General features: G+C 69.3%; 17 protein-coding genes. 5 read left to right on the forward strand and 12 right to left on the reverse strand.

The annotated features are described in order from the left end of the window. Positions 1 to 186 precede the first annotated feature (186 nt). Positions 187 to 549: a DsrE family protein gene (locus tag OG223_RS24930; protein ID WP_329252730.1), complete on the forward strand. Its 363-nt coding sequence runs from the start codon at positions 187 to 189 to the stop codon at positions 547 to 549. Here the strand turns inward: OG223_RS24930 and OG223_RS24935 are convergent. Further along, positions 543 to 818, reverse strand: coding sequence for a DUF397 domain-containing protein (locus OG223_RS24935; protein WP_329252732.1), 276 nt, complete (start codon positions 816 to 818; stop codon positions 543 to 545). The two genes, OG223_RS24930 and OG223_RS24935, sit on opposite strands and share 7 nt — an antisense overlap. Then, entirely contained in the window at positions 800 to 1,642 is an 843-nt protein-coding gene (locus tag OG223_RS24940; RefSeq protein ID WP_329252735.1) for a helix-turn-helix domain-containing protein, read from the reverse strand. Before OG223_RS24940 ends, OG223_RS24935 begins: the two co-directional genes overlap by 19 nt. A 180-nt stretch (positions 1,643 to 1,822) precedes the next feature. Here OG223_RS24940 and OG223_RS24945 point away from each other — a divergent pair, with 180 nt between their 5' ends. From OG223_RS24945 to OG223_RS24955, 3 genes are all read left to right on the forward strand, one after another. Then, on the forward strand, positions 1,823 to 2,188 hold the full coding sequence (locus OG223_RS24945) for a hypothetical protein (RefSeq protein WP_329252738.1): 366 nt from the start codon (positions 1,823 to 1,825) through the stop codon (positions 2,186 to 2,188). After that, positions 2,185 to 2,478 (forward strand): hypothetical protein, encoded by a 294-nt coding sequence (locus OG223_RS24950; RefSeq protein ID WP_329252740.1) that lies wholly within the window; start codon positions 2,185 to 2,187, stop codon positions 2,476 to 2,478. Before OG223_RS24945 ends, OG223_RS24950 begins: the two co-directional genes overlap by 4 nt. A gap of 112 nt (positions 2,479 to 2,590) precedes the next feature. After that, positions 2,591 to 3,286 carry a haloacid dehalogenase type II gene (locus OG223_RS24955; protein WP_329252743.1) on the forward strand — a complete coding sequence of 232 codons (696 nt, stop codon included), beginning with the start codon at positions 2,591 to 2,593 and terminating at the stop codon, positions 3,284 to 3,286. Here OG223_RS24955 and OG223_RS24960 read toward each other — a convergent pair. Continuing rightward, positions 3,263 to 3,838, reverse strand: a complete 576-nt coding sequence (locus OG223_RS24960; protein WP_329252746.1) for an ArsR/SmtB family transcription factor — start codon at positions 3,836 to 3,838, stop codon at positions 3,263 to 3,265. The two genes, OG223_RS24955 and OG223_RS24960, sit on opposite strands and share 24 nt — an antisense overlap. Before the next feature lie 75 nt (positions 3,839 to 3,913). Between OG223_RS24960 and OG223_RS24965 the strand changes: the two genes are divergently transcribed. After that, entirely contained in the window at positions 3,914 to 4,483 is a 570-nt protein-coding gene (locus OG223_RS24965; protein ID WP_329252749.1) for a dienelactone hydrolase family protein, read from the forward strand. Positions 4,484 to 4,498: 15 nt separating this feature from the next. On the opposite strand, the gene OG223_RS24970 is transcribed toward OG223_RS24965, so the two are convergent. From OG223_RS24970 to OG223_RS25005, 9 genes are all read right to left on the reverse strand, one after another. Further along, positions 4,499 to 4,873, reverse strand: a complete 375-nt coding sequence (locus OG223_RS24970; RefSeq protein WP_329252752.1) for a VOC family protein — start codon at positions 4,871 to 4,873, stop codon at positions 4,499 to 4,501. A 10-nt stretch (positions 4,874 to 4,883) separates the two neighbouring features. Next, entirely contained in the window at positions 4,884 to 5,144 is a 261-nt protein-coding gene (locus tag OG223_RS24975) for a DUF3099 domain-containing protein (RefSeq protein WP_327403047.1), read from the reverse strand. Positions 5,145 to 5,369: 225 nt separating this feature from the next. Next, complete coding sequence (locus OG223_RS24980; protein ID WP_019064558.1) at positions 5,370 to 5,657, reverse strand: DUF1416 domain-containing protein; 288 nt, start codon at positions 5,655 to 5,657, stop codon at positions 5,370 to 5,372. A gap of 45 nt (positions 5,658 to 5,702) precedes the next feature. Continuing rightward, the gene (locus OG223_RS24985) at positions 5,703 to 6,542 is read right to left on the reverse strand and encodes a sulfurtransferase (RefSeq protein WP_329252754.1); all 840 of its coding nucleotides are present in this window, start codon (positions 6,540 to 6,542) and stop codon (positions 5,703 to 5,705) included. 114 nt (positions 6,543 to 6,656) lie between these two features. Next, on the reverse strand, positions 6,657 to 6,740 hold the full coding sequence (locus tag OG223_RS53975) for a putative leader peptide (RefSeq protein WP_366433785.1): 84 nt from the start codon (positions 6,738 to 6,740) through the stop codon (positions 6,657 to 6,659). A 185-nt stretch (positions 6,741 to 6,925) separates the two neighbouring features. Continuing rightward, positions 6,926 to 7,666, reverse strand: coding sequence for an LmeA family phospholipid-binding protein (locus tag OG223_RS24990; protein WP_329252757.1), 741 nt, complete (start codon positions 7,664 to 7,666; stop codon positions 6,926 to 6,928). 163 nt (positions 7,667 to 7,829) lie between these two features. Beyond that, positions 7,830 to 8,951 carry a hypothetical protein gene (locus OG223_RS24995; RefSeq protein WP_329252760.1) on the reverse strand — a complete coding sequence of 374 codons (1,122 nt, stop codon included), beginning with the start codon at positions 8,949 to 8,951 and terminating at the stop codon, positions 7,830 to 7,832. An 8-nt stretch (positions 8,952 to 8,959) separates the two neighbouring features. Continuing rightward, positions 8,960 to 9,214 carry a MoaD/ThiS family protein gene (locus tag OG223_RS25000; protein ID WP_329252763.1) on the reverse strand — a complete coding sequence of 85 codons (255 nt, stop codon included), beginning with the start codon at positions 9,212 to 9,214 and terminating at the stop codon, positions 8,960 to 8,962. Between the two features lie 48 nt (positions 9,215 to 9,262). Further along, positions 9,263 to 10,147: an alpha/beta hydrolase gene (locus tag OG223_RS25005; RefSeq protein WP_329252766.1), complete on the reverse strand. Its 885-nt coding sequence runs from the start codon at positions 10,145 to 10,147 to the stop codon at positions 9,263 to 9,265. Positions 10,148 to 10,210: the final 63 nt, after the last annotated feature.

Consider the following 10,210-nt stretch of genomic DNA (forward strand, 5'->3'; position numbering starts at 1 on the left):
GGTTGGTTCTTCCGCGCGTACCTCTGCGGGTACTTCCGCCGGTACTTCTTCGGCTATTTCTGCGGGTACTTCTTCGGGTACTTCCACAACGTCCCCCACGGAACCTGGCACGCGCATCCCATATGCGCGCACAGAAGACCCGTGGCCGGGCCAGGGAGTTGTAGAGGAGTTGATTACGATTCGGTCATGTCGAAGAAGCTCGTGATCAAAGTGACAGCAGGATCCGACTCCCCCGAACGCTGCTCCCAGGCGTTCACGGTGGCCGCGGTCGCCGTCGCCAGCGGAGTGGACGTCTCACTCTGGCTCACCGGCGAGTCCGCCTGGTTCGCCCTGCCGGGCCGCGCCGCGGAGTTCCAACTCCCGCACGCAGCACCGTTGCCCGACCTGATCGACTCGATCCTCGCAGCGGGCCGCGTCACCCTGTGCACGCAGTGTGCGGCCCGCCGGGACATCGCCGAGAAGGATGTCATCGAGGGCGTGCGGATCGCCGGGGCGCAGGTGTTCGTACAGGAAGCGATGGCCGACGGTACGCAGGCCCTCGTCTACTGACCCTTCACCGAGCCGACGAACTCCGACCACGCGTCCACGCCGAAGACCAGGGTGCCGTGGTTGGGGTTTTTGGTGTCTCGTACGGGGACTACGGCGGGGAGGTTGGGCGCAACTTCGACGCACTCCCCGCCGCTCGTGTTGCTGTAGCTGCTCTTGTGCCAGTCCGCGGTGCTCAGGAAGTCGTCGGAGACCTCGATGCAGTCGCCGCCACTCGTGTTGCTGTAGCTGCTTTTCCGCCACGTCACACCGTTTAGGTCGATGGCTCGCAAGGGACTTCCTCCAACATCCGCAGGATGAACGTTCGCGACTCGGCCGGAGACAGCGCCAGGTCACGAACCGCATCGTACCTACGTTGAAGCTCTTCAACTGAGGCGTTTTCCTCGATCAGTTCGCCACGCAGGTCGTTTTCGGCGTAGGCGACCGTGCGGCCGTCGAGCAGCCGCAGGAACATCACGGCGGTGTTCATCAGGCCATGCGGGCCAACGCTTAACGGCAACACCTGGATGGTGATGTTCGGGCGATCCGCCATCTCCACCAAGTGCTCCAACTGCTCCCGCCACGCCCGCGCATCGCGCAAAGGCGTGCGCAGTACCGCCTCGGAGAGGACGGCTCGGAACGAGGGTGCGTCCTCGCCCTCCAGCAACTTCCGTCGTCCTGCGCGCGCTTCGACCTGTTGGTCCAGCTCGTCGCTCTTGAGCCAGCCCACGCCGAGCGCTTCGCGAACGTATCCGTCCGTCTGAAGCAGGCCCGGCGGCGCGCTCACCGCGTAGTGCCACATGCTCACCGCCTCGGCCTCCAGCATCATGTAGCGCCGGTACTGCTCCTTGAACTGGGTCGGGTCGCCAACTGCCAGCTCCCACAAGATGAGCAGCAGCGGCCCCGTTCCGTAGAACTGGTCCAGCGCCTGTACGACCTCGGGCCCACCCAGCGTGCCGCCCCGCTCCATCTTCCCGAACAGCGACGAGTCCCACCCGACCGCCTTCGACAAGTCCCGCAAGCTCAGACCCCGTTGACGCCTCAACTGCCGCAACTCCTCGGCGAACCGCTTCCTTGGCTCATGGCTGCGCTCCGTGACCACCAGCCGTTGCGGCATCCCGACCTCCCGTTGCTGTGGAATTTGTGGAATTTGGCGTGCCCCGTGCGGAAGTTGAGCCCGTTGGCGCTGCATTCGCCTCCGACCTGGGTCATCCTCGTAACACCCAGGAATGCACAGAGTAGTCCAACTGTCGCATTCTGTATGGAAGTTACATAAAAAGGAAGAGGAGGAAGCGCGATGGAACCGGGAACGCTGCTCTACGACCCCGCCACCGACACGGTCGGCGAGTACCAGGACAAGGCAGGGCCCTACGCGTTGCTGCGGCCCGTCGGCGGTGGGCGTGAGTGGCAGGCCGACCCCGAGTCCCTGCGGCCGGCGACGGACCAGGAGCGGATGAGCGCGGGGGTGCGCGCGGCGAACTACCGGCCGCGTACCGACGCGCCGTTCCTGGTCTCGGCCGCGCCGCAGCCCGACCCCGACTGCGCGAGGTGCGCGGAACTGGCCGAACTCCGGGCGGCGGCACGGGCGGCGCGTGACTACAGCGCCGAGACCGACGCGAACGTACTGCTCCGCAAACACCGCAGCGAGGCCCACCCCGTATGAACCGCCCGCGCCCTCACCAACTGATCCAGGTACCCCCGGCCCAGGCGGTACCGCCCCCGCTCATGGCCCGCCCGTTGCCGGCGCCCCCGCCCTTGCCGGTCGTACGACAGCAGGAACCGCCCCCACCCGCACCCACCACCCCCACACCCGAGCCGCCGACCCCCGCCCGCGCCCGGCGCCGCCGACGGTTCCGCGCGCCCCGGGCCCTGCGCGAAGACGCCTTCTGGACGGGCGCGCTCACCGCGATGTGCATCGGCGGTCTGCTGATGGCCATCATCGCGACGACCTGACCGACGAGGCCCGCCCGGGGATCATGGGCGAAGCCGGCCACCACGGTCGGCGACGTCGACGCGACGGCCGCGCGGGCCGCGCGGGCCGTGCGGTTCGGGGAATGAGGGTCAGATGGCAGAGCTGGACATCGACGCGATCGTGTTCGATGTGCTCGGCACGCTCGTCGACGAACCCGCCGGTATCCGGGCCGGCATTCGTCAACTCGCCCCCTCCCTCGACGATTTCGGGGTCGAACGGCTGCTGTCGTTGTGGCAGCGGCACATCGACCGCGAGCAGCGTCGCGTCCTCGACGGCGTCCGGCCCTACCTCACCACCGACGTCCTCGACCTGGAGGCCGCGCGGCTCGTCGCCGAGGCCGCCGGGGTCGAGGACCCGGCCGCCGTGGCGTCGCTGGCTCTGTCGGCGCGCAGGCTCCCGCCGTGGCCCGACACCGTGGCGGGGCTCGCCCGGCTCGCCGAACGGTTCCCGTTGATCGGGCTCTCGAACGCGAGCCGGACGGCGCTGCTGGGGATCAACGCCCACGCCGGACTGCGCTGGCACCAGGCCCTGTCCGCCGAGGACGCCCGGACCTACAAGCCGGACCCTGCGGTGTACGGGCTGGCCGTCACCGTTTCCGGGCGGCCTCCGGAGCGGCTGCTGATGGTCGCCGCCCACGCCTGGGACCTGCGGGGAGCGCAGGGCGTCGGGCTGCGCACCGCCTATGTCTCCCGGCCGGTCGGCGACCCGCCCATCCCCTCGGACGGGTTCGACCTGCACGCCGACGGCCTGGCCGGTCTGGCCGACCTACTGCTCCTCGGCCTCCGGTAGCGCCGGATGGTCGGTCGGGTAGAGGCCGGCCGCGAAGCCGTACACCACATCACCCTCGCGCGGGAGCCGCGCGTAGTCGTTGGCGAGGTCCAGGACCCGCGTCCAGAACTCGAGGGCCTGCTCCTTCGGGATCCGCACATGCCGCACGATCGAGGAGAGCTGGTCCGCCTGGTGCGCGGCGGCGGACTCGGCCGCGGCCGTGGCGAGATCGTTGGTGCAGTAGGGCGCGTCGACCCCGTCGGTGGGACTGACCGTGCCGACGCGGAAGATGCGCGCGGTGCGGCCGTAGTAGCGCTCGTCGATGGCCCGCACCCGGCGGGTCCGCACGACTTTCAGCAGCTCGGCGTCGACCAGGACGCTCACGTGGTGCGCGACCGTGCTCTTGGGGCGGCCTAGCGCGGCGGCCAACTCGCTTACTGTCGCGGCGCGTTCGAGGAGCAGTTCCAGGATGGCGTTGCGCAGGGGGTTGGCCAGCGCGCGGAGCTGGGCCGGGGCCGTCACATCGGTGACGTCGGCGAGGTCGTGGTCGGGGATACGGTGATTGTTCGACACTCTTGGATTATTCTAAATTTCCGGATCGTTGGCTACTCTCGGGCCGTTCGCTACTCGTAGGCAAGGGGTTTGGGCATGACAGAGGTCGTACTGTTCCACCACTCGCAGGGACTCACGCCCGGAGTCACCGCTTTCGCCGACGAACTCCGCGCGGCCGGCCACACCGTCCACACGCCCGACCTCTTCGACGGGCGCACCTTCGGCTCCCTCGACGAGGGCCAGGGCTACGTCGAGCGGGTCGGCTTCGGCGAGATCACCGAGCGCGGCGTCCGCGCGGCCGAACTCCTGCCGCGGGACGTCGTCTACGCCGGGTTCTCCCTCGGTGTGCTGCCCGCCCAGAAGCTGGCGCAGACGCGGGCGGGCGCGCGGGGCGCGCTGCTGTTCTACGCCTGCATCACCGTGTCGGAGTTCGGGGCGGCCTGGCCCGACGGGGTGCCGGTGCAGGTGCACGCGAAGGAAGCCGATCCGTTCTTCGCCGAGGACATCGACGCCGCCCGCGCGCTCGTCGCCTCTTCCGCCGACGCGGAGCTGTTCCTGTACCCCGGGGACCAGCACCTGTTCGCGGACAGTTCGCTCCCGTCCTACGACCCGGACGCCACCAAGCTGCTGACCCGGCGGACGATCGAGTTCCTCGGCTCGCGGTAGGGCGTCGGCGCGGGGCTACTCCTGCCGCCACAGGCAGAACGGGTGGCCCGCCGGGTCGCAGAGGACCCGTACGTCGTCCTGTGGCTGGTATTCGTGGAGCGTGGCCCCCTCCGCCACCGCCCGGGCCGTCTCGGTCTCCAGGTCGTCGACCTCGATGTCGAGGTGCATCATCATCTGCTGCTCTTCGGGCCAGCGGCTGGGCCACTCGGGCGGGACGTAGGCCGGCTCGGTCTGGAAGGAGAGGGCGGTGCCGCCGTCGGGCGGGCCGATCAGTACCCAGCCGGGTTCCTCGGCCCGGATCACGTATCCGAGCAGGCGAAGGTAGAAGCCGGCCAGCTTGTGCGCGTCGTGTGTGTCCAGCACCACGGTGGACAGTCTCGTAGGCGACATGTCCGCCTTCTTACTGGCGCCGCTTCTTCCCGTCCAATTCGTCCCACCACTCGTCGGACTTCGGGTCGCCGGACGGGTCGTCCCACCAGCGGTCGTCGGGGCCGCGCCGGTTGGCGACCATCGCGGCGACGGGAGGGATCAGCATCGCGACCACACACATCCCGACGGCCGCGGGCACCGACCAGATCCGCACGACTCCCCAGGCCAGGACGAAGAGTCCGATGCAGATGCCCATCATGACGAAGTACACGCGACGGCGGCGGGCCAGCATGCCTCCAGCGTAGGCCCGCATCAGGGCCGACTCCACAGGTGCGGGCCCATCTGCCCCGGCGGCCGGAGGCCGGCGCAGCGCTCCGCAGCCTGCGAAGCAGTGCGAGGAGCGCGTCAAGGAGGGGTCGTGCGACGGCGGCGTGCCAGCATTCTTCAAAGGTGGGCCCGCACATGCGAAAGGACCGCACCTCAGGAGAGGCGCGGCCCTTCGGCAGTCAAGTGGCGATCAGACGGCGATCGCCACTTCCGCCAAACCGCCCGTCTGGGCTACCACCGTGCGGTCGGCGGTGGCGCCGGGAACGAGGGCGCGGACGGTCCAGGTGCCCTCGGCGGCGTAGAAACGGAACTGTCCCGTCGCGGAGGTCGGGACCTCCGCGGTGAACTCGCCGGTCGAGTCCAGGAGACGGACGTAGCCCGTCACCGGCTCGCCGTTGCGCGTCACCTGGCCCTGGATGGTGGTCTCACCGGGCTTGATCGTCGAGGCGTCGGGGCCGCCGGCCTTCGCTCCACACATGGTCTGTCCTTACGGGTTAGGGCTTGGGGCTTGGGCTGGTGGTGCTTACTTGTTGGCGCCGAGCTCGATCGGGACGCCGACCAGGGAGCCGTACTCGGTCCAGGAACCGTCGTAGTTCTTGACGTTCTCGACACCGAGCAGCTCGTGCAGCACGAACCAGGTCAGAGCCGAGCGCTCGCCGATACGGCAGTACGCGATGGTGTCCTTGGCCAGGTCGACCTGCTCGTCGGCGTAGAGCTCCTTGAGCTCGTCGTCCGACTTGAACGTGCCGTCGTCGTTGGCGTTCTTCGACCACGGGATGTTGCGCGCGGACGGGACGTGGCCCGGACGCTGCGACTGCTCCTGCGGAAGGTGCGCCGGCGCGAGCAGCTTGCCGCTGAACTCGTCGGGCGAACGGACGTCGACCAGGTTCTGCGCACCGATGGCCGCCACGACGTCGTCGCGGAACGCGCGGATCGCCTTGTTCTGCGGCTTCGCCTTGTAGTCGGTGGCGGGGCGCGAGGGGACCTCTTCCACCAGCTCGCGGGCGTCCAGCTCCCACTTCTTGCGGCCACCGTCGAGCAGCTTGACGTTGTCGTGGCCGTAGAGCTTGAAGTACCAGTACGCGTACGAGGCGAACCAGTTGTTGTTGCCGCCGTAGAGGATCACCAGCGTGTCGTTGCCGATGCCCTTGCCGGACAGGAGCTGCTCGAAGCCCTCCTGGTCGACGAAGTCACGGCGTACCGGGTCCTGGAGGTCCTTGGTCCAGTCGATCCGGATCGCGTTCTTGATGTGGTTCTTCTCGTACGCGGACGTGTCCTCGTCGACCTCGACGATGGCCACGTCCGGGTTGTCGATGTTGGCCTCGACCCAGTCGGCGTCGACCAGGACGTCACTGCGGCTCATGCTTTTCTCCTCCGGGGCAGTTACGGCGGTGCGGTGCGTGAGAGAGGGTGCGCGCTCGCGCGAGTGCCCCTGATCAGGGGCACGGGGGGGGAAGACGGAAGCCTGCGCTTCCGCTCAGAAAGTGCGACAGAGCATGGCGGCGACGCGGCACAGGTCTACTGCCCGCCGCTTCGTGAGGTCGTCCGCCTGGCGCTTCATAACGACGATCGTAGGGACGGATCGCGGCGCATGTCACCGGTGTGTCGTATTTTGAGACGCGATCGTCCGCCATGTGAGATGAGATGAATGCCGGGGGCCCGGCGAGGGGACGGCAGGGCGTCCGCGTCCGTCATCGCACCTGTCTCACGGACATGGGCGTCTCACTCTTCGGACACGCCCCGCCCCTACCCGGCCAGGTTCACGTTCGAACCCTTCACCTTGATGTCCACACCGGCCTTCGCGGCCTGCACGCTGTCCAGCTTCACGCCGCCGGGCAGTTCGGTGATCGTCTGCTGGAAGTCGGTGATCGAGCGGACGCGGGAGTCGGCGAGGTCGACGACCAGCTTGGGCAGGTTGTCGGCGTGCACCTTCACGGTGTTGCCCTCGACGGTGACCGTGCTGAGCACGGGGTACGTCGTCGTCCCGACACCCGTGACCGTGACCTTCATGTTGGCCTTGATCTTGCCGTCGCCGCCGTCGGAGAGGCTGACGATCTGGGCCGTGACCCCGGTGAAGACGTCCGTCGGCTGCGACTTCGCGGCCTTGAGCAACTGGTCGTAGGAAATGCTCGCGGAGCCGGTCGCGGTGGCCGCGATGGCGGAGCTGTAGCCGCTGGAGAACTTGACGTCCTTCATGTCGGCCTTGAGGTCGTCGATCCGGATCGTGGAGGCGCCGCCGGTCGTGTTGCCGGTGGGCGCCTCGTAGGTCTTGATGCCGAGCTCCACGTCGTCCAGCTCACCGGAGGCGACCTGGGTGAGGAAGGGGAAGCCCTTGATGGAGACGTCGGGGGTGGTGGCCAGGTTCTCGTCGGTCTTCACCTTGGACGCCGCCTCGTTCTCGGCGTAGTGGACCGCGACCCGGTCCACGACCACGAAAAGGGCCCCCAGAACCACCACGACGATCAGAAGTATTCGTAGCGCACGCATGTGTGGTGTTCCCCCACCTGGCAGTCGTCGACGAAAACGGTACGACGACCGGGTAGCCGCCCTGCGCGAGAGTAGTCGCGCAAGGTGTGTACGGCGGGAAATTGTCGATCACCTGTGACAGGTCTCTTAACTGCCGCCTACAACACGGCAGTTGGCCCCCGGCCTATCCGAGCGCCCGTCCCAGGACATATACCGCGGGGGCCGCCGCGGCGAGCGGCAGGGCCACACCGGCCGTGAAGTGGACGAAGCGGGACGGGTAGTCGTAGCTCGCGACCCGGTGGCCGATCAGGGCGCAGCCCGCCGCGACCGCGCCGAGCAGCGCGCCCTTCGCGCCGAGGCCCGTCGTCCCGCCGACCGCGATGCCCGCACCGGCGGCGGCGAGGAGGGACACGACGACCGACGCCACGGTGGGCAGCGGCAGCGCGCGGGCCAGGATCGCCACCGCGACCGCGGCCGCGCCGACCGTCACCGCGTCCGGGTCGGCGGCCAGATGGCCGGTCGCGACGATGGCCAGGGCCGCCGAGGCGACCGTCGCCATCAGGCTCTGGATACGGGTGTCCGGGTCGGCGTGCGACCGCAGTTGCATGACGAGGGAGAGCAGCACCCAGACACCCAGGGTGCCGAGGATCGCCGCCGGGCCGTTGTCCCGCCCGGCCGCGAGCAGCGCCACGTCCGCGACGAGCGCCCCCGCGAAGGCCAGCGCGATGCCCTGCCGCGCGGGCCACATCCCGTTCAGCCGGAACCATCCCGCCGCCGTCACGGCCTGCAGCACCACGAGCGGTACGACGAGGGCGTACGACCCGATCTGCGCGGTGCCCGCGAGCAGCAGCGCGAGCAGCGCGGTGAGGCCGGCGGGCTGCATCCCGGGCTCGATGATCGGCGAGCGGCCTTCGAGGCGGGCGCGCTGGGCGTCGGTGATGCGGGCGTTGCCGGCGAGGGAGGGCGGGCCGTAGCCGACCGCCTCGTCCGTGGCGGGGGGAGCCGGGGGCGCGGTCACGGGGGCCTGGGCGTGGGGGTCGTAACTCGGCGTCGGCGCTTGGTAGTTCTGCGGCGGGAAGTACGCCAGGTCGGACGCGGAGGGTCTCGACTGCTGGACCTGGGTGTCCCAGGTCTGGCCCTGCCACTGCTGGGTGTACTGCTGCGCGGCCTGCGGGTCGTCGTACGCCTGCTGCTGCCCGGGCCAGGCCTGTGCCTGCGCCTGCTGTTGCTGGGCCTGCTGCGGCTGTTGCTGCTGGGCGTAGGGGTCGTAGCCCTCGCCGTAGCCCTCGTACGGTTGGTTGCTCATCGCTTCGCTCATCCTCCTGCGAACGGCGGGAGCACCTCGACCGTGCCGCCCTCGGCCAGCCGTACCGTCTCATGTCCGCGGGTGCCCACGGGGTCGCCGTCGACGAGGAACGAGCATCGCAGCAGTACGCGGGCGAGTTCCCCGGGGTGTCGCTCGCGGACCTCGGCGAGGGCCTCGGCGAGGGTGGCCGCGTCGTACGGCTCCTCGGCGGTGCCGGCCGCGGCCTTCGCGGCGGCCCAGTAGCGCACCGTGACCTTTGGCATGTGCTTCCTCGATCGATCGGTTTCTGATCGGTTCCTGCAAGCGCCAGGCTAACCGTCCTGTGAACTGCCCCAGTGACCGATACGGGCCAGCAGGTCGTCGGCGGAGGCGTGCTCGGCGTGGCCCATGCCGGGCTCCACCCAGAGTTCGGCGTGGTCACCGGCGGCTTCGGCCAGCATGCGGGGGTGGTCGAGGGGGAAGTAGCCGTCGCGGTCGCCGTGCACGATGAGCAGCGGGGTGGGCGCGATACGCGGGACCGCCTCGACCGGGGAGAGCGGGACCGGGTCCCAACCCCTGTGCTGGATACGGGTCTTGAGGCCGTAGCGGCCGACGAGACGGCCCTCGGGGCGGGTCACCAGCCAGTGCACCTTGCGCATCGGCGCCGTCCCTCTGTAGTACCAGCGGGCCGGCGCACTCACGGAAACCACCGCGTCCGTGTGCGCTTCCGTGCGCCCCTCGCGCCCCTGACCGTCGGCGTGCGCCTTCGCGCCGTAGAGCGCCGCGTGCCGCAGCACCACCGAACCGCCCATCGAGAAGCCGACGGTGACCACGCGCGCGTGCCCCTGCTCGCGCGCCCAGGCGACCACCGCGGCCAGATCGAGCACCTCGCGGTCGCCGACGGTGGAGCGTCCGCCGGAGGCGCCGTGGCCCCGGAAGGAGAAGGTGACCACGGCCCCGTACTGGGCGAACGCCTCGGCCACCCGGCGGATGTGCGGCTTGTCCACGTCGCCCGTGAAACCGTGCGCGATGACGAACACCGGATCACCGGAAGGTGACCGGGAGGCGTCGTATACGGCCGCCCCCGGTTCGTATACGGAATCGATCGTCACCCCGTCGTCGGTGTGCAGAAACGTCCGCAAAGGTGTGCGTCTGATCGTCTCAGAGTTCGGACGAACGGTGGATCGTGCCACATGACCTGCCGTACCAGCGCTCATGTGGGCTATTCTGCTGGACAGAGGACTCGGGCAGCGAAGCCCCCGGGTCCTTTTGTGCTTCCG

Origin of the sequence: Streptomyces sp. NBC_01478, from assembly GCF_036227225.1 — a bacterium.
Lineage (GTDB): Bacteria > Actinomycetota > Actinomycetes > Streptomycetales > Streptomycetaceae > Streptomyces.

Bases quoted from the DNA above. Each gene is read 5' to 3' on its own strand.
- OG223_RS24930 (WP_329252730.1), top strand. From the start codon at position 187: ATGTCGAAGAAGCTCGTGATCAAAGTGACAGCAGGATCCGACTCCCCC.
- OG223_RS24940 (WP_329252735.1), bottom strand. From the start codon at position 1,642: ATGCCGCAACGGCTGGTGGTCACGGAGCGCAGCCATGAGCCAAGGAAG.
- OG223_RS24945 (WP_329252738.1), top strand. From the start codon at position 1,823: ATGGAACCGGGAACGCTGCTCTACGACCCCGCCACCGACACGGTCGGC.
- OG223_RS24950 (WP_329252740.1), top strand. From the start codon at position 2,185: ATGAACCGCCCGCGCCCTCACCAACTGATCCAGGTACCCCCGGCCCAG.
- OG223_RS24955 (WP_329252743.1), top strand. From the start codon at position 2,591: ATGGCAGAGCTGGACATCGACGCGATCGTGTTCGATGTGCTCGGCACG.
- OG223_RS24965 (WP_329252749.1), top strand. From the start codon at position 3,914: ATGACAGAGGTCGTACTGTTCCACCACTCGCAGGGACTCACGCCCGGA.
- OG223_RS24970 (WP_329252752.1), bottom strand. From the start codon at position 4,873: ATGTCGCCTACGAGACTGTCCACCGTGGTGCTGGACACACACGACGCG.
- OG223_RS24975 (WP_327403047.1), bottom strand. From the start codon at position 5,144: ATGCTGGCCCGCCGCCGTCGCGTGTACTTCGTCATGATGGGCATCTGC.
- OG223_RS24980 (WP_019064558.1), bottom strand. From the start codon at position 5,657: ATGTGTGGAGCGAAGGCCGGCGGCCCCGACGCCTCGACGATCAAGCCC.
- OG223_RS24985 (WP_329252754.1), bottom strand. From the start codon at position 6,542: ATGAGCCGCAGTGACGTCCTGGTCGACGCCGACTGGGTCGAGGCCAAC.
- OG223_RS53975 (WP_366433785.1), bottom strand. From the start codon at position 6,740: ATGAAGCGCCAGGCGGACGACCTCACGAAGCGGCGGGCAGTAGACCTG.
- OG223_RS24990 (WP_329252757.1), bottom strand. From the start codon at position 7,666: ATGCGTGCGCTACGAATACTTCTGATCGTCGTGGTGGTTCTGGGGGCC.
- OG223_RS24995 (WP_329252760.1), bottom strand. From the start codon at position 8,951: ATGAGCAACCAACCGTACGAGGGCTACGGCGAGGGCTACGACCCCTAC.
- OG223_RS25000 (WP_329252763.1), bottom strand. From the start codon at position 9,214: ATGCCAAAGGTCACGGTGCGCTACTGGGCCGCCGCGAAGGCCGCGGCC.
- OG223_RS25005 (WP_329252766.1), bottom strand. From the start codon at position 10,147: ATGAGCGCTGGTACGGCAGGTCATGTGGCACGATCCACCGTTCGTCCG.